This is a genomic window from Turicibacter sp. KK003 (assembly GCF_037014675.1).
Lineage (GTDB): Bacteria > Bacillota_I > Bacilli_A > MOL361 > Turicibacteraceae > Turicibacter > Turicibacter faecis.
Map to the genome: position 1 here is coordinate 2131936 of NZ_CP142738.1, position 23058 is coordinate 2154993.

The 23058-nt window shown below is 35.5% G+C and carries 21 protein-coding genes; 8 read left to right on the forward strand and 13 right to left on the reverse strand.

The window, feature by feature from the left end; genetic code table 11:
- Nucleotides 1-238 precede the first annotated feature (238 nt).
- Nucleotides 239-2386: a heavy metal translocating P-type ATPase gene (locus VXM77_RS10380; protein WP_161831833.1), complete on the reverse strand. Its 2148-nt coding sequence runs from the start codon at nucleotides 2384-2386 to the stop codon at nucleotides 239-241.
- A gap of 213 nt (nucleotides 2387-2599) precedes the next feature.
- Between VXM77_RS10380 and VXM77_RS10385 the strand changes: the two genes are divergently transcribed.
- From VXM77_RS10385 to VXM77_RS10400, 4 genes are all read left to right on the forward strand, one after another.
- A complete protein-coding gene (locus VXM77_RS10385) occupies nucleotides 2600-3928 on the forward strand; it encodes an MATE family efflux transporter (RefSeq protein ID WP_161831832.1) in 1329 nt (442 codons plus the stop codon).
- Between the two features lie 717 nt (nucleotides 3929-4645).
- Entirely contained in the window at nucleotides 4646-5833 is a 1188-nt protein-coding gene (locus VXM77_RS10390) for an AI-2E family transporter (protein WP_161831831.1), read from the forward strand.
- 202 nt (nucleotides 5834-6035) lie between these two features.
- Nucleotides 6036-6899, forward strand: coding sequence for a class II fructose-1,6-bisphosphate aldolase (gene fba / locus VXM77_RS10395; RefSeq protein WP_161831830.1), 864 nt, complete (start codon nucleotides 6036-6038; stop codon nucleotides 6897-6899).
- 326 nt (nucleotides 6900-7225) lie between these two features.
- Nucleotides 7226-7786, forward strand: a complete 561-nt coding sequence (locus VXM77_RS10400; protein ID WP_161831829.1) for a lipofamily protein — start codon at nucleotides 7226-7228, stop codon at nucleotides 7784-7786.
- Between the two features lie 91 nt (nucleotides 7787-7877).
- On the opposite strand, the gene VXM77_RS10405 is transcribed toward VXM77_RS10400, so the two are convergent.
- A complete protein-coding gene (locus VXM77_RS10405) occupies nucleotides 7878-8687 on the reverse strand; it encodes a M15 family metallopeptidase (RefSeq protein ID WP_237658915.1) in 810 nt (269 codons plus the stop codon).
- A gap of 170 nt (nucleotides 8688-8857) precedes the next feature.
- Nucleotides 8858-10255, reverse strand: coding sequence for a flotillin family protein (locus VXM77_RS10410; protein ID WP_161831828.1), 1398 nt, complete (start codon nucleotides 10253-10255; stop codon nucleotides 8858-8860).
- A gap of 304 nt (nucleotides 10256-10559) precedes the next feature.
- Here VXM77_RS10410 and VXM77_RS10415 point away from each other — a divergent pair, with 304 nt between their 5' ends.
- The gene (locus VXM77_RS10415) at nucleotides 10560-11207 is read left to right on the forward strand and encodes a hemolysin III family protein (RefSeq protein ID WP_338506296.1); all 648 of its coding nucleotides are present in this window, start codon (nucleotides 10560-10562) and stop codon (nucleotides 11205-11207) included.
- A 114-nt stretch (nucleotides 11208-11321) separates the two neighbouring features.
- Here the strand turns inward: VXM77_RS10415 and VXM77_RS10420 are convergent, their stop codons facing one another.
- The 10 genes from VXM77_RS10420 to VXM77_RS10465 form a co-directional block, all read right to left on the reverse strand.
- A complete protein-coding gene (locus VXM77_RS10420) occupies nucleotides 11322-11810 on the reverse strand; it encodes a hypothetical protein (protein WP_338506298.1) in 489 nt (162 codons plus the stop codon).
- A gap of 66 nt (nucleotides 11811-11876) precedes the next feature.
- Complete coding sequence (locus VXM77_RS10425; RefSeq protein ID WP_161831825.1) at nucleotides 11877-12128, reverse strand: hypothetical protein; 252 nt, start codon at nucleotides 12126-12128, stop codon at nucleotides 11877-11879.
- 136 nt (nucleotides 12129-12264) lie between these two features.
- Nucleotides 12265-12660: a rhodanese-like domain-containing protein gene (locus VXM77_RS10430; protein WP_161831824.1), complete on the reverse strand. Its 396-nt coding sequence runs from the start codon at nucleotides 12658-12660 to the stop codon at nucleotides 12265-12267.
- Nucleotides 12661-13043: 383 nt separating this feature from the next.
- On the reverse strand, nucleotides 13044-13562 hold the full coding sequence (locus VXM77_RS10435) for a helix-turn-helix transcriptional regulator (protein ID WP_338506301.1): 519 nt from the start codon (nucleotides 13560-13562) through the stop codon (nucleotides 13044-13046).
- Nucleotides 13563-13997: 435 nt separating this feature from the next.
- Nucleotides 13998-14714, reverse strand: coding sequence for a 5'/3'-nucleotidase SurE (surE, locus tag VXM77_RS10440; RefSeq protein WP_161831822.1), 717 nt, complete (start codon nucleotides 14712-14714; stop codon nucleotides 13998-14000).
- An 11-nt stretch (nucleotides 14715-14725) separates the two neighbouring features.
- Entirely contained in the window at nucleotides 14726-15667 is a 942-nt protein-coding gene (locus VXM77_RS10445; RefSeq protein ID WP_338506303.1) for a bifunctional oligoribonuclease/PAP phosphatase NrnA, read from the reverse strand.
- A 62-nt stretch (nucleotides 15668-15729) separates the two neighbouring features.
- Entirely contained in the window at nucleotides 15730-17046 is a 1317-nt protein-coding gene (locus VXM77_RS10450) for an ABC transporter substrate-binding protein (RefSeq protein WP_161831820.1), read from the reverse strand.
- A 95-nt stretch (nucleotides 17047-17141) separates the two neighbouring features.
- Complete coding sequence (locus VXM77_RS10455) at nucleotides 17142-17984, reverse strand: carbohydrate ABC transporter permease (protein ID WP_262950718.1); 843 nt, start codon at nucleotides 17982-17984, stop codon at nucleotides 17142-17144.
- Nucleotides 17985-18002: 18 nt separating this feature from the next.
- Nucleotides 18003-18920 (reverse strand): sugar ABC transporter permease, encoded by a 918-nt coding sequence (locus tag VXM77_RS10460; RefSeq protein WP_161831818.1) that lies wholly within the window; start codon nucleotides 18918-18920, stop codon nucleotides 18003-18005.
- A 9-nt stretch (nucleotides 18921-18929) separates the two neighbouring features.
- Nucleotides 18930-19970, reverse strand: coding sequence for an ABC transporter ATP-binding protein (locus tag VXM77_RS10465; protein ID WP_161831817.1), 1041 nt, complete (start codon nucleotides 19968-19970; stop codon nucleotides 18930-18932).
- A gap of 322 nt (nucleotides 19971-20292) precedes the next feature.
- On the opposite strand from VXM77_RS10465, the gene VXM77_RS10470 reads away from it, so the two are divergent.
- The 3 genes from VXM77_RS10470 to VXM77_RS10480 all read left to right on the forward strand — a co-directional run bounded on the left by VXM77_RS10470 (nucleotide 20293) and on the right by VXM77_RS10480 (nucleotide 22996).
- On the forward strand, nucleotides 20293-21318 hold the full coding sequence (locus tag VXM77_RS10470; protein ID WP_161831816.1) for an ABC transporter substrate-binding protein: 1026 nt from the start codon (nucleotides 20293-20295) through the stop codon (nucleotides 21316-21318).
- Nucleotides 21319-21435: 117 nt separating this feature from the next.
- Nucleotides 21436-22194 carry an ABC transporter ATP-binding protein gene (locus VXM77_RS10475; RefSeq protein ID WP_161831815.1) on the forward strand — a complete coding sequence of 253 codons (759 nt, stop codon included), beginning with the start codon at nucleotides 21436-21438 and terminating at the stop codon, nucleotides 22192-22194.
- Nucleotides 22175-22996 (forward strand): ABC transporter permease, encoded by an 822-nt coding sequence (locus VXM77_RS10480; protein WP_202618736.1) that lies wholly within the window; start codon nucleotides 22175-22177, stop codon nucleotides 22994-22996. Before VXM77_RS10475 ends, VXM77_RS10480 begins: the two co-directional genes overlap by 20 nt.
- Nucleotides 22997-23058: the final 62 nt, after the last annotated feature.

Sequence of the window (23058 nt, forward strand, 5' to 3'; positions counted from 1 at the left end):
TCTTCCTAACACAAACATGATTCTTTCATTATACCATTTTAAAAGATTGATCTCCCCACCACTTCAAGAAACCATCCCCTTTCTGTCTCTCCAACTGTTAACCCTAGTATAACAAGTAATTTTTAAGAAAAAGTAGGGATAAAACTAAAGAAATTCTAAAGAAAATAAAAACTTTTCTGTTACTAGACTTCTGCCCTCACCCACAAACATAAAAAAGGATGACCATAAGGTCATCCACTTATTTGCGTAATTTTAACGCCCGTGTACTATTAATGACTGCTAATAAAGTCACACCTACATCTGCAAACACCGCGGCCCACATCGTTGCTAAGCCACAAGCCACAAGTATCATGACGAGCACTTTAATCCCTAAAGCAAAAATAATATTTTGATATAAAATCGCGCGTGTTTGTTTTGCCTGTTCAATCGCTTTGCAAAGCGCCAACGGATCATCTTCCATTAACACGACATCTGCGGCTTCAATCGCGGCATCCGAACCAATACCTCCCATCGCTACCCCGATATCAGCACGCGCAAGAACCGGTGCATCATTCATTCCATCGCCAACAAAGACAACGTGTTTATCTTTTGATTTATGCCCTAAAATGGCCTCCACGTGTTCCACCTTTTGATCAGGCAATAACTCGGCATAAACCTCGTCCACTAAAAGTTCTTCCGCGACTTTATTTGCAACACCTACATGATCTCCTGTTAACATCACGATACGTTTTATCCCTTGTTGTTTTAATTTAGTCACCGCCATTTTCGCATTTTCCTTAATTTCATCAGAAATCACCATATATCCAGCGTAAACTCCATTCACTGCCAAGTGAATAACGGTACCTATTGTTTCAACCTCTTCACTTTCAAGATGTGCTTGAGTCATGAGTTTTTTATTTCCAATGAGAACTTGTTTTCCATCTACTGTTGCCTTAATTCCATGCCCCGCTATCTCTTCATACGCTGTTATTCGTGTTGAATCAATCACCTGACGATAAGCTTCAACAATAGACGTTGCGATTGGATGTGTTGACTGACTCTCCGCGTAAGCGGCGAACTCTAAAAATTGTGTTTCATCCATGCCCATAGGATTCATTTGAGTGACCTTAAACACCCCTGCTGTTAATGTTCCCGTTTTATCAAAAACAACCGTTTCGACATGATTTAATGCCTCTAGATAATTTCCGCCTTTAATTAGAACCCCTTGTTTCGATGCCCCGCCGAGTCCAGCGAAGAAACCGAGTGGAATCGAAACAACTAACGCACAAGGACATGAAACAACTAAAAAGCTTAGCGCACGATAAAGCCACGTTGAGAGGTCGGCCCCCATCATCGTTGGAACAACCGCAAGTAAAACAGCTAATCCGACAACAACCGGTGTATAAATACGGGCAAATTTAGTAATAAATTTTTCAGTCTCCGCCTTTTTAGATGAAGCATTTTCCACCAATTCAAGAATACGGGCTACGGTTGATTCCCCGGCTACTTTTGTCACACGAACCGTAATCAAAGCATTCGTATTAATGCAACCTGCTAAAACTTCGTCTCCTACGCGCACTAACCTCGGAACGGATTCCCCTGTTAAGGCAGACGTGTCTAAGTAACACTCACCTTCAATCACTTCTCCATCAAGCGGAATTCGTTCCCCTGGTTTCACCACAATCCATTCACCAATTAAAACGGCCTCCGGTACAACCTCTTTAACTCCTGATTTGGTCACTAAATTAGCATGATCGGCACGAATATCTAATAAGCTACTAATTGATTTACGCGAACGATTGACAGCATATCCTTGAAATAATTCACCGATTTCATAAAATAGCATCACTGCAATCGCTTCTGGGTATTCTCCAATGGCAAACGCTCCCACTGTCGCAACCATCATTAAAAAATTCTCATCAAAGATTTCACCCCGAAAAATATTTCGGAGCGCAGTTTGTAAAACTTCCCCTCCAATTAATAAATAACTGACAACATAAAGGGCAATCTTTACTGGTTCCTCAATAGCAAACAAACTCGCAATAATAAAGATAAATACCCCAAGTAATAAAGCTATATTCTCTACAAAGAAACTTCTCGTTTTGACTTTTTCATCATGATCTCCCCCACATTCTCCATGATGACACATATTATGAGGACCAATAGCGGTTTCGCTTTCTTTAACGACAACATCTGGTTCTAATTGTTTAACAATTTGTTTAATACCACCAACGATCTCATCCTTATTTACTGTATCTTTTATTAAAACCGTTAATTGGTTGGTAGAAAAATTAAGTGTTGCCTCTTCTACACCTTCTAAATGATTAATACGAGTTTCAATTTTATTCGCACAGTTCGCACAATTTAATCCCATTAATACTAGCTTAAACACTCGATTAGTCTCCATAACCATCCTCCTCCTATCCACTCATATGAATAATTATTCATATGTTCATACTCCTAATATATGCCCTCGACCCCACTTTGTCAACTTACCTTTCCAATAAAAGTTAATTTTTATTGTTATAAAAATTGTTTTTTTAAAAAAACAGTCGCATCATCTGACATTTTTTGATAAGATAAGAAAATATATTATTTTAAAGCAAGGGGGATTTTATACATGAGTTCACCACTTAAATCTGAACCTATTCATCGCTTACTACTTAAATATTGTATTCCAGCTATTATTAGTATGATGACCGTTTCCTTATATAATACCGTTGATAGAATTTTCATCGGCCACATCCCTGAAATTGGGAATATCGCCTTAACTAGCTTAGGAACAGTACTACCCTTTATAACGCTCATTTTAGCAAGTGAGCTCTTGATTACATACGGGGTCATCGCTAATCTTTCCTTAAAACTTGGGGAAAAAAAGGAAGCTGAAGCGCAAAATTTTCTAAATCAAGTTCCGGTTCTTGGCCTTCTCATCAGTCTTCTTCTCATTTTTATCTTCACAACCTTTAAAGCCCCGCTTCTCACCTTATTCGGGGCTACCAAAACGACACTTCCACTGGCCACTCAATATTTAGATATTATGATTCTTGGGATTCCTTTTTATATTATCGGATTTTCTCTCATGGCAAGCATTCGTTCAGAAGGAAATCCTAAACGAGCCGCCCTTATTTTGATTGCCAGTTGTTTAATTAACGTGATTTTGGATCCTATTTTCATTTTCACCTTTGATTTAGGAATTGCAGGTGCTGCAATTGCAACGGTCATTTCTTATCTTTTTGTATTTGCCTACGTCTTTTATTACTATACACGTGGGGCATCTAACCTAAAATTAAAACCTTCTTTATTCAAACCTCGTCGTACCTATATCATCCCTATTTTAATTTTTGGTCTTTCAACATCCCTTGTTCAAATTATGACCGCCCTCGTGCAAATATTATTTAACCGCTCTTTAGCACACTACGGAACTCCCCTATCTATTGGGGCCTTCACAACCATTACAACAATTACCAATTTAGCGTTAATGCCCGCCATCGGAATTAATCAAGGATGCGTGCCTATTATTGGGTATAACTATGGACAACGACGATTTGATCGAGTTAAGTCAACCTTCATCTTAGGAACACTTGCTTCAACAGTGATTTTTATGGTTGGGTATATTCTCATCCAACTGATTCCTGAGCACCTTGTTCGATTCTTTAATTCTGACGAGATGCTACTCACACAAACAGTAAGTGGACTCAAATATTATTTATTTACGCTTCCACTATGTGCTCTTGCAACAACTGCGCCTAACCTATTTCAAGCCATTGGACAATCAAGAATTTCTATTGGGTTAGTCGTTTTACGCCAACTTATTTTACTCGTCCCCCTCATCATTTTCCTACCAACTTTCTTTGGTTTAACTGGGGTGTGGATTGCGCAACCCATCACTGATTTAATCATTTCTCTCCTCGCTTTTTATTTAGTAAAACGAGAATTTAAACATTACTAAAACATATGGCCGCTAGTTATAAAACTAGCGGTTTTTTTATCCACTACCTCCTAAAATAACTAGCATAAAAAGAGCTCAAGATATTTTCCATTTCCTTAATTTTTAGCCAAATTTTTAAGATTAAAATCATTGAATTCGTGCATTCTAACATTAAAGGGAAAAATCATCATGGAATAAAAATTCAATTTTTTACCTGATTTCAATTTGATTGAAGCGGCATCCACTTTGATATTAAGATGCCTTTTCTTTACTGGTCCCTTTTTTTCTACCCCTCATCCTACGAACGATTGGACAGGAGTAAATCGTTAATTAAACAAGAACTACCTGTGACACGAATAAGGGAAGCAGAAGCGAAAATATTTCAAGCGCACACACACAACATCCCTTACCAACTTAACAGAAACTCCTTAAAACCTTTACGCGTCCTAATCATAACTTCAGAGAAGCACCATCAGAAAATTGGAAACGAACCAGAAATGGGAACAAAGAAAATAATTAAGAAAGATACACTTTAAAAAAAGAGAGGAGGAACTGCTACTAGACAGCCTAAAAACTAAAAAGTGTGAAACAACATAAATAAAGCTAACTTGTCTATATGAATGACATAAAAAAATTCAAATTCAACAAAGATTATAAACTTTCATTTCAATTTAACCAGTCCCAAAGTTAATAACAATCACTTTTTAGCTATGTTTGAAGTAGCAGTCACGTGAGGATATGTTTGAGAAATTAAAAATAAATAAAAAATATCTCAGTATCGGTCTGATTACCTTAATTATTGGCGTCATCTTAGTCTGTGTTTATCAAATATCTCGCCATGCAGGGGACATTTTTCTTACGTTAAGAATCATGTTGGCCCACCTATTTAATGCCCTTTCACCTATTATCTACGCCTTTATAATCTCTTATATTCTCTATCGACCGTTGCTGTTTTTAGAAAAATGGTGGATCAAAGGTTGGAAAGCCGTCTTTAAAAAAGAGCCTGATGCTAAAAAGGTGCGTCTCATCTGTCTCCTTCTTTTGATTCTCTCCTTACTGGGAAGCCTCTTCCTATTAATTCAGGCTGTTGTTCCACCACTTGTTCAAAATCTATTAACCATTGGGGCCGATATTCCGCATGTGCAAATGATTTTAACGGAAAGTCTTTCTAAACTAGCAGCATATTTTAAATCCCTACATATTACGGATGATCAGATTCATCAGGTGACGTTGTATATCACAGGAATGTTAAGTGGATTTCTTAAAAAAATGTTTGCTTCGGGAACAGGGATGGTCACTAATGTTGCTACCTTCTGCCTCAACTTATTCGCAACGTTAATTCTAACTTTTTATTTTTTAAAAGATAAAGAAATCATTTTTGATGTCCTCGATAAAGTGTCAACCATCACTTTAAAACCAACTTTTAAATTAAAGCTGAAACATTTTATTCATGATGTTCATCAAATTTTTGGGGGATTTGTTTTAGGTCAACTGCTTGATGCCTTACTTGTTGGAATTGCATCAACCATCCTCCTTTTCATTATCGGTCATCCCTTTGCCCTACTCATCGGTTTTATCGCAGGAGTCATGAACGTGATTCCTTATATTGGACCAATGATTGGTGCCACCTTAGCCATTATTTTAGGACTTTTTACTGATATAAAATTAGGTCTATTAGGCGCTGCACTTTTAATTATTTACCAACAAATTGACGGAAATTTTATTCAACCTAAAATCTTAGGAGATAGTACAGGATTAGCACCTGTTTGGATTTTTATGGCTATTTTAATTGGTGGTAATTATTTTGGAACAATCGGTATGATTTTATCGGTTCCTGTTCTTGCACTTATCAAAGTCTATCTCTCACGACGACTTCACAAAATAAAAAAAGAAACACCCGCTTCTTCAACAAATCTTCACCTCTAAATGATAGCCCTTTCTTTTTTGAGATTGTTATGAAACAGGCCTAATGTCTTTAGTTTTATTCAGTTTAACAGATGGGAATATTAACATTTTTATTTATTTTTCTTATAGATTCCGTTATAATTATGGATGAGGAAGATAAGAATAAGCAAGATTTGTGAAATTCTAAGTCCAATAATTTTAATAATACAATGGAGGTAACAACATGCTAGTTTCTGCTAAAGATATGTTACAAAAAGCCTATGAAGGTAAATACGCTGTTGGGCAATTCAACATCAACAACTTAGAGTGGACAAAAGCCATTTTATTAACTGCTCAAGAAAATAACTCACCAGTTATCTTAGGTGTTTCTGAAGGTGCTGCAAAATATATGTGCGGTTATGAAACAATCGTGGGTATGGTAAATGGAATGATGAAAGAATTAAACATCACTGTTCCTGTAGCTTTACACTTAGACCACGGAAGCTACCAAGGTGCATTAGATGCTATGGCAGCTGGATTCTCTTCAATCATGTTCGATGGTTCTCACTATGCAATCGAAGAAAACATCGCTAAAACAACTGAAATGGTTAAATTAACTTCTGAAAAAGGATTATCTTTAGAAGCTGAAGTTGGATCAATCGGTGGAGAAGAAGACGGTGTAGTTGGTAAAGGTGAAGTTGCTGACCCAGCTGAATGTAAACAAATCGCTGACTTAGGAGTTACTATGTTAGCTGCTGGTATCGGAAATATCCATGGTAAATACCCTGAAAACTGGGCTGGATTAGCATTCGATGCTTTAGAAGCAATCAACGCTTCAACTGGAAACACTCCATTAGTATTACACGGTGGAACAGGAATCCCTGAAGAAATGATCAAAAAAGCAATCTCTTTAGGTGTTGCTAAAATCAACGTTAACACTGAATGCCAATTAGCATTCCAAGAAGCTACTCGTAAATACATCGAAGCTGGAAAAGATTTAGAAGGTAAAGGATTCGACCCTCGTAAATTATTAAACCCAGGATTCGAAGCTATCAAAGCAACTGTTAAAGAAAAAATGGAATTATTCGGATCAATTAACAAAGCTTAATTTTCCTTCTTCCATCCAAACCGTCTACCTTTTGTAGGCGGTTTTTTTTTATTAATTCTTTTTACTCTCCCCCCTATAAACTGCATCTTATTAAAATTTAATAGAATGGCTTCCTAAAATACCAATATTTTTTTAACTTTTGTATATTTAGATAAAAAAAGGATAAAATATCTTTGTGTTTATTCGCTTCATCCAATTAATGGGTGATATTCCATTCATTTTTTTTATCCGTTCATGTGATAAAGAAAATAGATGTGTTAACTTATCCAATCAAAAGCGATTAAGTTAATAAAAATAATTTTAATTAGGATAGGAAGGTCATATCTATGAAAAAAAGTTTAACGGCTCTTGCCATCATCACAGTAATTACTCTTATAAGTGCATGTAGCAACACTAAACAAGGCGAAACACCATATCAAACTTCAACGGTAGAAGACAAAAAGAATGACGATTCTAAAAATAATACTGTTGATACAATTACCAATCCTTCGCTCGTAACAGATGATAAATCATTAGAGGTTGCACGCGAAACAAGTTGGATTGTAATCCTTCAAAATGATGTAACAGCTGATCACGATTTAGTTTTCCAAGGTGGTCTTAAAAAAGGTGACGTTGTTACTCCTCGCTTAATCACATTATATAATCAAGATGAAAACAAGGTTAAAACCGCTTCTTATACATTAACAGCTCCCCGTGCTACCTTTAAAGAAGATGGATCAGCAATTAAAGGTGGAACATTTAAAGGTGACGTCTATGTTGAATGTAATAACTTTAAACTAATTGATGCAACTATCGATGGAAATGTATACTTTAAAGATAAAGCGGCACAAGATAGTTTCCAATTAGATGACTCGTCAAAAGTAACAGGTAAAATGGAAATTCAATAACCGTTCTTTAAGAAATGAAGTCAAAACAGTAGTTTTTTCTACTCCTATATTGTTTTAAATCAAAAAAACTACCCATTATTGGGTAGTTTTTTTATTGGTTTAAATATTGCTCTAATATCCAATTATTTTCATAAATTTCCGTTGCTGCTTCAGTTCCTACATAACGTAAATGCCAGGGTTCATACTGATATCCTGTTTCAGATTCGCGCCCTTCTAAATAACGGATAATGAATCCAAAGCGATGGGCATTCTCTTTCAACCATATTCCTTCGTTCGTTTCACCAAATAAGATTGATAAGTCACCATCCACACTATCAGACGTCACATCAATAGCTAACCCCGTCTGATGTTCACTATGTCCAGCCCTTGCGCTAAATTTATCAGCTGCCTCTTGGCCACTCTCTGAAACATAACGTTGATAAAGTGCAACCTGAGTATCATATGATCGATAACCGCTACGTGCTAAGAGAATTAAACCAGCCTCTTCACGAGCAGTCGTAAATAATTGCTCAAGGTAAAAAGCTGCCTCTTCACGCAAATAGATTGATTGATTACGGTTTCCCCCAACCGTTAATACATTAGGTAATACGAGGTCATATGGCTCATAATTAGAATCCAACGCATAATTTTTATTCACTAAAACAAGTGTTGCATCCCCATCAGCAACCGTAACAATGTTTTCATAAAATCCAGGTTTATCTTGCGTTTCTTCTTCAAGAGATTGATTTTCTCCATCCTTTGCCTGATCTTCCCGTACCTGCGATACCTTTGAAGAGTCTTCTAATAACTTCGCATCACTTTCACCAGAAATAGTTAAATAATTACTTACACTCAAAACGCTGACCATCAATACTAATCCTAAAATAAATTTTAATTCAATTCTTTTACGTACTAGCTCCATCCATTTCATCGTTTCTTACCTATCCCATCTATTTGTTTATCTTCTTTTAGTATATCACAAATTAATCTAATTAGTTTAAATTATCGAAAGAATTAGACAATTATTGTATTTTTTTTCGTCATTAAACTCATAAAAAAGACGAATTTTCTATTCTATTTTCAAGATTATTATTATCCTCCGTTAGAAACCTCTTCATTATTCACTTGATGATCATCATCGCTATTTACTGGATGAAAATTAGAAATCAATTGCACTAAGTTAACCCCAGTTAATGCCTCGACCACTTCAGGAACCTCTGTCATCATTTTCGTAATATTTTGGGTAACCTTTGCTGCACCACGTCCATCACCATTATCGATAATAACCATTTTTTCTGTTTTTGATAAAGGTTCAGCTATATTTTTTGCAATTTCCGGCAACTTATCGACAATCATTTGGACCATAGCCGCCTCTTTATATTGTTTATAGGCCTCCGCTTTCTCACGAAGTGCTTCTGCCTCTGCCTTCATAGCTAGTGCAGTTGCTTCTCCCTTCAATTTCGTTGCTTCCGCTTCCGCCTGACCTTTAATGCGAATTGATTCTGCCTCAGCTTCCGCACTTTTAATAATAGAATATCGTTTTGCATCGGCTTCCTGTTCTTCTTTATACTTTTGGGCTTCTGCAACCTTTCTAACTGTTGCCTCTAGTTCTTTCTCCTGTTTAATCGCCTGCTGAACAGCAATCTCTGTTTGGCGTTGCTCCTCAAATAATTGAGTATTTTTCAAAGCTTCAATCACGCTCTTTTTCACCACATTCTGCTCAACCTCGTACGCGTAATCCGCTTTTGCCTGCGCCTTCTGCTCCTCTTCCTTATAAGCCTGTATACGTAATTCTTTTTCTTTCTTAGCTAAAGCTATTTCCGTTTCTGCTTTTAACTGCGCTTCGGTTCCAAGGCGCTTTGCCTCTGAAGTTTTCTGCATTTTATCCCGTTCAGCCTCAGCCTCCGCAATTGCAGCATTCTTCTTAACTTCTGCAATTTGTTTAGCTCCTAGTGCTGTTAAATACCCCTTTGTATCATCAATATCACGAATCGTAAATGTTTTAATCTCAAGCCCCATCTTATCTAGATCCGCCTTTGCAACATTTTCCACCTCATTGGCGAACATCTCGCGGTCCTTATAAATTTCCTCAATTGTCATTTTAGAGACAATTTCCCGAAGCTTTCCTTCTAGTACATCTTGAACCGTTTCTTTAATAACATTAATCGTTTCCTTCTCACGTCCTGTATTAAACTGTTCAACTGCTAACAAAACACTTCGGGGATCCGAATTAACCTTAATAATAGCTACCCCATCCGTATCAAGTGGTACACCGTTACTATCAAGTGATTCATGTGTCTTTACTTCAACCTTAATATTTTCTAAAGAAATTCGCGACGTTTGTTCTAAAAAAGGAATCACGATTCCCCCGCTTCCGCTAATAACACGACGCTTTAACCCCGTCACCACAATCGCCTTATCCTGTGGTGCCTTTTTCCATACAATTAACAACAGAATACACACCCCAACAAAAATAATGATAGGTATCATCTTCACTCCTCCTCAATTCCAACCTTATCATAAATATATGACAATATTCCCCCAGATAGAACACTAAGGTTTACTTATTAACCCCCTCACTTATAAGATAAAATAGTTGAAGGCATCACCTATTTTAAAAATTAAAGAGTATGAAAATATCGGTTTTATAACAAAATAATATTTATTCTGTCCCTTTAGGACGATTTAACATCTTTCAACATTGTTAGTTGACAATGATACCTATTAGACATATAATTTTATTATCACGTTATCTAGTATTAAAAACTAGATTATATAGTTAGGAGGAACAAGAATGAGAAATTATATACGCGAACCCATTAATAGTTTAACTCACCTTATAGGAGCTATCCTATCTTTACTAGCACTAATCGCTATGATTACAAAGGTATGCGTTTCTGGTAAGACCTCGATTGAATTAACAGCAGTTATTATATTTGGAATAAGTATGATTTTACTGTATGCTACCTCTGCAACTTACCATATGGTAATTTCATCTGATCACGTTCTTAACTTTTTACAACGACTCGACCACAGTATGATCTTTATATTAATTGCAGGTTCCTATACTCCCTTTTGCCTAATTGCACTAGATAACAAATTAGGGTGGATCTTATTTAGTATCGTTAGCCTCTTCGCCGTACTCGGCGTCGTCTTTAAATTAGCCTGGTTTAAATGCCCTCGAGTTATCTCTACAACAATCTATATTGTGATGGGATGGTTAGCTATTTTTGTTTTTAAACCTTTATTATTATCTTTAGGTACAAATGGATTATTTCTTTTAATCTTTGGTGGGTTGCTTTATACTGTTGGGGGTGTGATTTACGCCCTAAAACCAAAATCTTTATCCTTTAAACACTGGGGATTTCATGAAATATTTCACCTCTTTATCATGATGGGAAGCCTTTATCACTTCCTTTGTATTTACTTATACGTTCTATAACCAGTATCTAAAAGACGCTTAAACAACGTTTACTTCCCACACGCCTTTTTAGATATAACAAAAAAGACTGAGTAATTGACTCAGTCTTTTTTTGCTAAGAGGTCTTTTATATAATTAGCAGTCGAATTTATCGTTGCATCCTGCTTTTTTACACACGTCTTGAGGGCGACGTCCATGGTCACGACGATCATATTCTTTCACAACTTCTGTTTTAGTAATATAGTTATGATGATAATGATGATGTTCTACTTCTTTGCATACAACTGGAATAATATGTTTTACACAATGATGAACTTCTTTATCTGTTCTACAATATACGGTTGGTTCAACGATCACTTTACAACGACGTTCACGTTCACGTCCGCATCCACATCCGCATCCGCATCCCATTTGAGGTTTACGTTGTTGGCATCCGCATCCTCTCATAGGTTTTTCTGGTTTACGTTGTTGACAACCGCATCCTTTGAACTCTTCAAATTCACATTCTTCGGCTTCATATTCCTCTGCTTCATATTCTTGATTAAAGTCGAAGTAATTTTCTTCCATACCTTCAGTATACCATTCTGTTCCTTCTTGCATACGTGTATAATCGTTTCTTTTCATAGTTTCTTATCTCCTTTAATGTTAACTGTATTTTGTCGTTCATTACTACCTCCCACATCTGTTTAGTTACCGCATTGGAGTATTTATCTCATTTGAATAATACTCGATATTATTCTGCATAATGGGAACATACACATAGTGATGATGATAATAATGATTTCCGATTCTTGTTACAATGACTGGGGTGTCACCTCTTAAGTACCCAAAACTATCCATTGAATGAGTAGAATTGGGGTTTGGCTCAAATTGATGAGAAGATTTAAAGGTATTGGCTCCTTTTATTTCATTGGTTATAGCATAGGACTGCCATCCTTCCATGTTATCTCCTCCTTTCGGTTTCCCTTGAGCTTTACAATATACTATATTAAAAAGTCGAATTTTTGTTAGTATTTTATCCTAAAATTAGCGTATAAAATAAAAAAAATCATCCAAAAATTTGGATGATTCTATTTGATCAATTAACGCCATTCATAATCACATATAAATGCTTATAGCCTAAAGAATTTAATTGTTGAGCTACATATTTGCTACGTGTTCCCTTTTGGCAATAAATAATAATGTTTTTCTCCTTATACGGCTCTAACTCATTCAAATGTTCATTTAATTCAGACATCGGAATATTAATTGCATGATCCAAATGGAACTGAAGATATTCCGCGTGATTTCGAACATCTACTAATAGATTGTTTCGTGTATCATTTGCCATTTTTTCAGCTTCCGCCTTAGATAAATAGAGAATGCCTTGATTCTGATGGGCATTTGCAGATATATCCCTGTATTCTACTGGCGTAAAAGAAAATAAAAAGAAAAAAAGTAAAAGAGTTAGTCTATTAATTTTGGAAAATGTCATTAATGTCACACCCATTTCTAATCATTACTATTAGTATGAAAAGGGAAGATAAAAATATTCTCTTGTGACTATGAAATTTCATATATTTATTGCCTTTAATATGATACTCCATCTCTCTTATGAGGCAAGAGACTATCTAATACAAATAAAAAGGGAATCTATTATTTTAAAATGAAATATTCCCCTTTATTGCTCCCTACGATTGACTTGAAAAGAGTAGTTATTAAAAACATATTTAAACTTAATTTAAATTGAACTTTTTAAATTCACCTAAAAAAGAAAAAGGCGAGAATTTCATTAATAAATGAATGCCTTTTCTTAAACAAATTGCCACTATTCCACTTTTTCTGCTTTATCATCCTTTTTCAAATGACATCATAATCTTATGCGTTTTTCTTTTTAAGGAAAATCCCCATAATTGCTCCAATGAAAATAAGTGGCGATAATCTAATAAATAACCATTCGAAGATATGGAAGAGGACACCGACCACGACCGTTTCTGGATGACTATAGTCCCAACCAAGGTAAGGACTCTTTAATAAGAATAGCACAATAAAAATAATCAAAATAATAATAACGAGGGAGATCAATAACCATCGAATTTTTTTTCTTCTTGAGACTTTAATTTGCACGAGTTGCAAATTTATATCCTCTAGTTTTTTTGAAATAGCTAGTAGGTCTTCATTCATTTCAATCTTGGATACCCTAACCGTTTCACCTAATAAAACACTTACGTTTGTTTCTAAAATTGCTGATATAGAAATCAACATTTCGGAATCAGGAACTGATAATCCCCGTTCCCATTTTGAAACTGTTTGACGTACTACTTTTAACTCACGAGCTAGTTCCTCTTGAGATAATCCCCTTGACTGTCTCATTAACTTAATATTTTCATTTAACATATTTGTTAACCTCCTTTTTACTCCATCACTAAACCCATTGTATAAGGAGATAGTCGTTGCCACAAGCAACCTAAATTAACATGATAAATCCCCCCGTCTCTAAACATCTGACACCCTATTATTTTTCTCACATGACCCTCATTATTTCCAATTTACGAGAAAATAATCGTTATTATTCCTTGACGTTAATCCCTTTTTTCTTCTAAAATCTCATATTTTCAACTAAATTTTTTTCTCATCCTATGGAAAGATGCAATAAAAGACATCATTCTTCAATAAAACCTCATTAATTTCCGTTTTTAGAGGAGTTATTAATGAGAAAACAAGGCAACTGGTATACATCATACTAATTTCTATTAGATAAAAAAGAGTTAAACCCATGCCTATAAAAAAATTCCTGGGAAATAATTTCTCAGGAATTGGATATTATGCGTATTAAAAAATATTTTTTAACTCATTGATTTGTTCATCATCGTCTAGTTTAAATTTAAGTGGAGAAATCGTTATGTATCCCTTCATAATAGACTTCACATCAGTCTCTTCTGACTGATCAATATCTAACAAAGGACCAGACAAACGATGTCCCTCCGAATCCTCGACATAAACCTCCTCATAACGACTTATCCCAACGGTTGTAATTTTAACTCCTTTAGGATGGGCCAACGAAGGAAAATTAATATTTATTGTAGTATCTGATCGTAACGGACGCTCCAGTAATTTATTTAAAATTTCAGGCAAATAGGTAACTACAACGTCAAAGTTAGAATCTGTTGTCGAAATAGCCATAGCTGGATACCCACAGAGATTGGCCTCAATTGCACCAGATACTGTACCCGAGTACAATACATCTGTCCCAACGTTCCTTTCATCATTTATCCCTGATAGGACTAAATCAGGAATTATTTTTAAATGTGCCGTTGCATATTTTACACAATCAGCTGGAGTCCCATCGATACTTACCGCTAACTGAGTGCCCTCCATCAAGGTTGAATAAGATTTTAAGGAACGCCTCATCGTAATTCCATGACCGACAGCACTGTTGTTATGATGGGGAGCAACAACATACACCTCACCATAATGGGAAGCTAACTTAGCAAGTTTGCCAATCCCAGGGGCAGAAATTCCGTCATCATTTGTAATTAAAATCTTCATCTTATCCCCTCCTAATTTTGCGCCGCCAGGGCATTTAAATCTTCAATAATTTCATTAACAGTCGCCCATGCTTCTACCCGAGCACCTGCCGCTTGAATATGGCCACCACCGCCATATTTTTTAGCAACCTCATTAACAGCAGCACCGCTTGATCGAAGGTTAACTCTAATAACTCCTGAGTCTTTATCCTCAACAAAAAAGGCCCATATTTTTATTCCTTCAATGTTCGCTAATGTGTTAACTTGAGATGAAGCCGAATTCTCTGAAACCTTTAACTGTTTTAATAATTGATCAGTTAACTTAACATAAGCAACTCCGTGTTCAGTCTCCTCAAAATTTAAAAGAGTATACCCTTTAAATCGTACCATTTCTTTAGACTGCGTATACATTTGGGCATACAGCTCTACCATATCAAAATTATACTTCAATAGCTCTGATGCATATTTTAATGTCTGAGGTGAAACCCCCCTGAATAAAAATCGTCCACTATCCGATACGATTCCATTGTATAAACAGCGGGCCCCATTCGCATTAATTTTCAAATGACATTGTATTAATAAATGTGTAATCATTTCACATGTTGAAGTATAAGAAGTATCAATCCATTCAATATCCGCAAATTCATCTGTAAATGGATGATGATCAATTTTTATTTTATAAGCCCCTAATTTCCAACGTTCATCAGAGATTCGTGCCGCATTCGGTGTATCTGTAACAATAACTAGAGCCCCCTGGTAAGTTTCATCCTCAATCTTATCAGTAACCCCAATGTAGCGTAAGTAGTCAAGTTCTTCCCCTACAACGTATACTTTTTTATTTGGAAAAGTTGTTTTAATAATTTCGGATAGTCCAAACGATGAACCATATGCATCTCCATCCGGAATCACATGTCGGTGAATAATAATGGTTTCAAACTCTTCTATCTTATTAACAATTTGCTGGGTAATATCCATAATAATCATCTCCTACGATATAAAAAATAGGGATAGTTGCCTACCCCTATTCTAAACTACTATTATTTTAAAGAATTAACTGCTTCTTCAATTGCCTGTTCTGGAGAAACTCCATTTAACACAACTGATTCTACTGCTTTTTCAACTGCCATACGTACGTTGTATGAAGAGTATGCATCTTTATAGAATGATGGGTCATAGAAGAAATATTTTGCTTGTTCAGGCCCTACAATTTTTGTTTGATCATTTGATTCTACAACATAATTTTGGTAAGCATCAGATGCAACAACTGACTCACGGATTGGAAGATATGATGTTTCAGTTGCAAATAATAAGTTTCCTTCATATGATGATAAATATTTAGCAAACTCATAAGCAGCATAAACTTCTTCTTTTGATTTGTTTTGATCAAATACAACAACGTTTGTTCCTTGTTGAATAACCGCTCCTGTTTCATCAGAAACTTGAGGCATTGGAGCAATTCCTACTTCAAAGTCAGCTGTTGCAATGTGAGAGTATCCAGCTGTTGAACCCGTATACATATAAAGTAATTCACTCATAAAAGGTCCTGATAAATATTTATCTTCCCCTGGTAAGCGCCAATATCCAGCGTCTGCATTACGTTTTAATAACTCTAATGCTTCTTTAGCTGCTTTTGCTCCATCTTCGGCGAATAAAATATCTCCTTTAGAATTTGTATATTTACCACCGTATTGTTGAACCATCGTGATGAAATAGTTTGCAGGTGCGTCAATACCAAATGCTGTTTTTCCCGTTAACTCATGAATTTTAGCAGAAACTTCTTCTACTTCATCCCAAGTTGTAGGAACTTTTAAACCATTTTCATCAAAGAATTTTTTATTGTAATATAAAACTTCTGTTGATTTATTAAATGGAAGTGAATAGAATTTTCCACCTTCATATTGGCTATTTTCTTCACGGTAAGATTTAATAATGTCATCGAAATCTTTGATTCCCACTTTTCCATCATTAATATACGGATCTAAATCCACAACAGAACCTGATTGTAAATATTCAGCTACCCAGTCTGGATAAGCTTGCGCGATAGCTGGAACCGATCCAGATTTTAAAGCAGCTGTTGTTTTTGTTTTTAAATCGGTATATTGACCTTGGTAAACAGGTTTAACTGTAATTTTCTTTTCTGCTCCAACGGTAGCATTAAAATCTGCAACTAATTTTTCTACAGCTTCCTGATTTGTTCCTGCCATAGCATGCCAAAATTCAATGGTTACAGGATTTTCAATAGTTGTAACAATTTCTGATTGTTCTTTTTCTGGTTGTTTGTTATCCTTTGAGGAACATGCGACAAGGGATGTTAAACCAGCAACAAGAGATAATGATAACATTAATTTCTTCACGGTTTAGACCTCCTATTCAATTTACATTGAATGATATATTTATATGTATAAAGGAATCTTCCTTTTATACTCACCATTGATGTTATTAGGGGAGACTACCCTTTTAATCCTCCACGAGTCACTCCGCTAATAATATATTTTTGTAAGAATAAGTAAATGATTGCAACTGGAATAATAATAATTGTTGCTGCTGCCATTTGCAAATGAACTTGTGAACCCGATTCATTTGTAAAATGTGTTAACCCAATCGTTAAAACACGCATTTTATCATTATTTGTAATTAATAATGGCCATAAGAAGGCATTCCAACTTGCAATGAAATTTAAGATAGCAATCGTTACGATCGCACTAATCGTATTAGGAATCATGATTTTCCATAAGTATTTCCAATCACTACATCCATCAATTTTTGCTGCCTTATATAATTGTTCCGGTATTTGCATGAAATATTGTCTTAATAAGAAAATATAAAAAACATTTGCAATATAAGGAATAATTAACCCTTGAAATGTATCAATCCAACCCAACGTTGAAACCGTTTGATAATTTTGAATAATTAACATTTCACCTGGAACCATCATCGTCGCTAATAAAAGCGTAAAAATAGTATTACTTCCGAAAAATTTATAGCGTGTAAATGAAAAAGCCGCGAAAATCGTTACAAATAACGTTAAAATAGTATTTCCAACTGAAGAAATTAACGTATTTTTAAAATAAATATCGAAAGGAGCCATTTCCATTGCCGTTTTATAATTTTCGAATTGTGCCACCGCTGGAAAAATTTTAGGTGGCACAGAGATTGACTCACCATATGTTTTTAATGATGTTAAAAGCATGAAAATAAATGGGAAAAGCATCACCAATGCCCCTAAAATGAGCGCTGCATAAATGAGTACTTTGGCCCAAACTGACGTAATTTTTTTTGTATTACTTTCCACTCTGTACACTCCCTATTTTTATTTATAGTGAACTAATTTTTTACTTAACAACATTTGAATACCTGTAATAATCAAGATAATTACAAATAAGATAATTGATGCCGCTGCTGCTTTATGTACTTGAGAAGATCCATAAAACATATCATAAATGTAATATACGACAGTCATACAGCTATTAGCTGGGCCAGGTTTACCACCAAATAAGGCGAATACCTCATTATAGACTTTAAAACTTCCGATAACAGACGTAATTGTTAAGAAAAACACAGTCGGTGATAAAAGTGGCAACGTAATACGTGTGAAAACCTTCCATTTAGGTGTTCCATCTATCTGCGCCGCTTTATAATATTGGGGATCGATATTTTGCAATCCTGATAAGAAGATAACAATTTTAAATGCTAATCCACTCCAAATATTAAAGATAATAAGGGCCCAAATGGCCATCTTCGGATCGTTTAACCATTGAATCGGCTGTACTCCGAATAACCCTAAAAATTGATTAATGTATCCAAAATCACTATGGAATAACCAACTCCAAACGATTCCGATTGCAATAACAGACGTTACATAAGGTAAGAAATAAATTGCTTGAAAAAACTTACTCGCCTTAATTCCTGAATTTAAAAGTAAAGCAATGGCCAACGCAATAATCATCGAAACAGGTACTGCGATAACAACAATTAAAAAAGTATTCATTAACGCTTTTTGAAAATTAGCGTCTGTTAAAACAAACTGAAATGTTGATAATCCAAATCCACTTCCTTCGTCAGTATAGTAATTATATCTTTCGTAAAATCCCATACGAAATGACATTACTAATGGATACACAACAAAGATCAGTGTGATGATGAGGGTTGGTAATAAATATAAATAACCTAAAAAGTTTTGTTTAATCGTAGTTTTAGTCGCATTTGAGAGATTGGTTTTATTTTTCATTTTATACACCTACCCTAAACGATGACCTGAAGTTTTATCAAATAAATGAATGGCTTGTGGTTTTACAGCCAGTTTAACTTTATCTGAAACTTTCACTTCATAATCTGAATCAATTAAGCAACGAATTTTTTGTCCTTCAACTTCAACTGTCATTAAAGTATCACGTCCAATAACCTCTACCATCGTTACCGTCGCATCCATTCCTTCATGCTCTGATAAACGCCATGATTCTGGGCGCACCCCAATGATTACTTCACCATCTGCAGCCTCCATTTCACTTAAAACAGATGAACCAATCATAATTTTATGATTTTCAACTTTACCTGTTAAAAATCCCATCGGTGGCGTTCCCATAAATGAAGCGACGAACTGATTAGCTGGTTTACGGTACATCTCTTGAGGCGCCTCTTTTTGTTGTAATACCCCGTCCTTCATTAAAACGATTGTATCCGTAATACTCATAGCTTCTTCTTGATCATGAGTTACGAAAATAGTAGTAATACCCGTTTCTTGTTGGATACGGCGAATTTCTTCTCGCGTCTCTAAACGTAAGCGAGCATCAAGATTTGATAATGGTTCGTCTAATAACAATACGCGTGGTTTTTTAGCAATAGCACGAGCAATTGCCACACGTTGTTGCTGTCCTCCTGATAATTCTCCCGGCTTTCTATCCATAAGGTGACCAATTTGAACTAAATCAGCCATTTCTTGGGCAGTCTTTAATGCTTCCGCTTTAGGAACTTTAGCATTTTCTAAAGGAAACATAATGTTTTGACGGACTGTCATATGTGGATATAATGCGTAGTTTTGGAATACCAGTCCAATTCCACGTTTTTCTGGTGGTAAATCCGTTACATCTTCATCACCAAAATAAATACGTCCACTTGTTGGTTTTTCTAATCCTGCAATCATGTACAGTGTTGTCGATTTCCCACAACCCGATGGGCCTAAAAGTCCTGCTAATGTTCCATCGTCAATTGTGACATTCAAGTTGTTAACTGCGGTAAAATCGCCAAAGCTCTTTGTAATGCCCTCTAATCTTACTTCCATTGAACTAACCTCCAAAAATATGCATCCGTTTACGACTCAACTTATAGGGATACTTTTATAATTTTTTTGCATTCATTTAGTATTCTAAAGAATAATGGTAGTTTAAGTCAACAAAATTCCCTAAAAAAATAGAGATATCCTTCAATAACTGTCGAACTATGCAGATTGTTTTTTCACTCTCTTACAATTATGCCCAATAATAAAATTATTATAATAAACAAATATTTTTTTATTAATTCTTTACGATTAATCACACTTTCGCCCACTCCTTAATAAACTATCTTAGACCGAGAAATAATGTGTCGGTAATAAGGAGGATATTATGAAAAATTTCAAATGTTTTCTATCGTTCTTTATATTATTATTTGTATTTACAGGTCTCTTAGCCGGTTGTCAAAAGGATACAAGTTCATTAACAAAAATTAAGGTAGCAGAAGTAACTCACTCTGTCTTTTATGCCCCTAGTTATGTAGCCATGAGCGAAGGATTTTTCGAGGAAGAAGGCTTAGAGGTAGAATTAACAAATGCTGGTGGAGCTGACAAAGCAATGGCAGCCCTCATTTCTGGTGAAGTTCAGGTTGGGTTTATGGGACCTGAAGCAACCATCTATGTTTATAACGAAGGTGGAAAGGATATTCCAATCAACTTTGCTCAATTAACACAACGCGATGGAAGTTTCTTAGTATCTAAAAATCCTAATCCTAATTTTACATTCGATAGTCTAAAAGGATCTGAAATCATTGGTGGACGTAAAGGTGGCGTTCCTGAAATGACGCTTGAATATGTCCTTAAATCAAAAGGTTTAGATGCACGCCCTGATGATAAAAATGCAGAAGTCAATGTCCGAACAGATATTGCCTTTGATGCAATGGCAGGCGCATTTACTGGACTAGATGCGGATTATGTAACCTTATTTGAACCTTTAGCAACTTCTATGGAAAATGAAGGGAAAGGTTATATTGTAGCTTCTATTGGGGAACAAGTGGATAACATCCCTTACACTTGCTACAGTACGACAGCTTCTTATATGAACGAAAATGGTGATCAAATCCAGGCCTTTACAAATGCCATCTACAAAGCGCAACAATGGGTCGCTTCACACAGTAGTGAAGAAATCGCAACCTCAATCCATGGATTCTTTAGCGAAATGGAGTATGACGATTTAGTCACTGTTGTTAATCGATATAAATCAATTGATGCATGGGCAGAAACCCCTATTTTAAAAGAGGAAAGTCTAAATAACCTCATGACAGTCATGGAGGAAGCTGGACAACTTGATCAACGTGCACCTTACGATGTTATCGTGGATACAAGTTATGCTGAACATGCAGTTGAATCTATAAAATAACGTCATAAAAAAGGATTTAACCTCGATGATTCGGAGTTAAATCCTTTTTTAGGTACAAACCGCTTTATTTTTAATATGATATAGTATGACATATGCGCAAAATGGAGGTGTCATTATATGTCAAACATACTCGATGTGAATCATATCTACAAAGATTTCTACTCCTTAGATGAAGAACGTCAAATTCTCAAAGATATCAACTTTTCTGTAAAGGAAGGCGAAATTTTAGTGTTACTCGGGCCTTCAGGATGCGGAAAATCAACTATCTTAAATATAATTGCCGGACTTTTAGAACCTACTGCAGGATCTATCGATACCCACGGAAAAAAAATTGGCTATATGTTTCAAAAAGATCAACTTTTTGAGTGGCGAACCATTATGAAAAATATTACACTTGGTCTGGAAATTCAACATAAGCTAGATGATAAAACGAAAGTAGAAATACAAAGGCTATTACAAATTTATGATTTATGGGAATTCAGAAATAATTTTCCACGGGAACTTTCAGGGGGAATGAAACAACGTGCCGCTCTAATTCGAACGCTTGCCCTCAATCCTGATATCCTATTGTTAGATGAATCTTTCTCAGGGCTTGATTTTCAAACGAGACTAACCGTTACAGACGATATCTATAAAATCATTAAGAAAGAAAATAAAACTGCTATTCTTGTTACCCACGACATTTCAGAAGCTATTTCACTCGCTGATACTGTTGCTGTTTTGAGTCACCGTCCAACAACTATTCAGAGTGTTCACCAAATTCACTTAACATTAGATGGTGAAAAAACGCCATTCAATGCACGAACGGCTCCCGAATTCCAACATTACTTCGATTTATTCTGGAAGGAGTTGCAAAATGATGAAAAAAGACAGTAAAGGCTCAGCTGGTTACCTTAGCTATTTAAAAAATATCAAAAAAGAGGCCCGGCATATTTTATGGATTCAACTTTTATCGTGTCTCATTTTCTTAATTCTTTGGGAAGTTGCAGCCACGATTGGATGGATTGATGACTTCTTTGTGAGTAAACCTTCTGCCATTTGGTTCTTATTAATTAAATATATTGAAACGGGAGAAATATTTAGACATATTGGAATTTCCCTCTTTGAAACCTTAATTGGTTTAGTCATCGGAACAATTGGGGGGTTATTTATTGCGATTTGTTTATGGTGGTCAGATAAACTCGCTAAAATCTTTGACCCTTTCCTCGTTGTCCTAAATGCGCTTCCTAAAACAGCACTTGCCCCTATTTTAATTGTTTGGGTCGGCGCTAGCATGAAAGGAATTATTGTCATTGCTGTGATTACCTCAATTACCGTCACGATTATGTCTGCTTATAATTATTTCGTAACGGTGGATCCCGATAAAATCAAGCTCATGCAAAGTTTCGGGGCAAATAAATGGCAAATTCTCACCAAACTCATTTTACCCGCTAACGGAATTAATATGATTAATCTTTTAAAAATTAATATCGGTATGACCTGGGTCGGTGTCATCGTCGGAGAATTCATCGCCTCTAAAGCGGGAATTGGATATCTTATCGTTTACGGGGGACAAGTTTTCAAATTAAATGTTGTCATGATGGGCGTCTTCGTTCTATCCATCCTTACCCTTATTATGTATCAAGGGGTCAACCTTCTTGAAACCTATTTAAGAAAAAAACAAAGTACAAAAAAATAAGTGCCCGTTGACGACTACCCTCTCATGAACCTCTCCTCGTTTATAGTCATGAAGGAAAGAAA

Excerpts from the sequence above, each read along its gene's own strand:
- VXM77_RS10480 (WP_202618736.1), top strand. The coding sequence starts at position 22,175 with ATGATGAAAAAAGACAGTAAAGGCTCAGCTGGTTACCTTAGCTATTTA.
- VXM77_RS10470 (WP_161831816.1), top strand. The coding sequence starts at position 20,293 with ATGAAAAATTTCAAATGTTTTCTATCGTTCTTTATATTATTATTTGTA.
- surE (WP_161831822.1), bottom strand. The coding sequence starts at position 14,714 with ATGAAGATTTTAATTACAAATGATGACGGAATTTCTGCCCCTGGGATT.
- fba (WP_161831830.1), top strand. The coding sequence starts at position 6,036 with ATGCTAGTTTCTGCTAAAGATATGTTACAAAAAGCCTATGAAGGTAAA.
- VXM77_RS10410 (WP_161831828.1), bottom strand. The coding sequence starts at position 10,255 with ATGATACCTATCATTATTTTTGTTGGGGTGTGTATTCTGTTGTTAATT.
- VXM77_RS10380 (WP_161831833.1), bottom strand. The coding sequence starts at position 2,386 with ATGGAGACTAATCGAGTGTTTAAGCTAGTATTAATGGGATTAAATTGT.
- VXM77_RS10430 (WP_161831824.1), bottom strand. The coding sequence starts at position 12,660 with ATGACATTTTCCAAAATTAATAGACTAACTCTTTTACTTTTTTTCTTT.
- VXM77_RS10475 (WP_161831815.1), top strand. The coding sequence starts at position 21,436 with ATGTCAAACATACTCGATGTGAATCATATCTACAAAGATTTCTACTCC.
- VXM77_RS10400 (WP_161831829.1), top strand. The coding sequence starts at position 7,226 with ATGAAAAAAAGTTTAACGGCTCTTGCCATCATCACAGTAATTACTCTT.
- VXM77_RS10420 (WP_338506298.1), bottom strand. The coding sequence starts at position 11,810 with ATGAAAAGAAACGATTATACACGTATGCAAGAAGGAACAGAATGGTAT.
- VXM77_RS10460 (WP_161831818.1), bottom strand. The coding sequence starts at position 18,920 with ATGAAAAATAAAACCAATCTCTCAAATGCGACTAAAACTACGATTAAA.
- VXM77_RS10390 (WP_161831831.1), top strand. The coding sequence starts at position 4,646 with ATGTTTGAGAAATTAAAAATAAATAAAAAATATCTCAGTATCGGTCTG.
- VXM77_RS10465 (WP_161831817.1), bottom strand. The coding sequence starts at position 19,970 with ATGGAAGTAAGATTAGAGGGCATTACAAAGAGCTTTGGCGATTTTACC.
- VXM77_RS10435 (WP_338506301.1), bottom strand. The coding sequence starts at position 13,562 with ATGTTAAATGAAAATATTAAGTTAATGAGACAGTCAAGGGGATTATCT.
- VXM77_RS10415 (WP_338506296.1), top strand. The coding sequence starts at position 10,560 with ATGAGAAATTATATACGCGAACCCATTAATAGTTTAACTCACCTTATA.
- VXM77_RS10425 (WP_161831825.1), bottom strand. The coding sequence starts at position 12,128 with ATGGAAGGATGGCAGTCCTATGCTATAACCAATGAAATAAAAGGAGCC.
- VXM77_RS10385 (WP_161831832.1), top strand. The coding sequence starts at position 2,600 with ATGAGTTCACCACTTAAATCTGAACCTATTCATCGCTTACTACTTAAA.
- VXM77_RS10405 (WP_237658915.1), bottom strand. The coding sequence starts at position 8,687 with ATGGAGCTAGTACGTAAAAGAATTGAATTAAAATTTATTTTAGGATTA.
- VXM77_RS10445 (WP_338506303.1), bottom strand. The coding sequence starts at position 15,667 with ATGGATATTACCCAGCAAATTGTTAATAAGATAGAAGAGTTTGAAACC.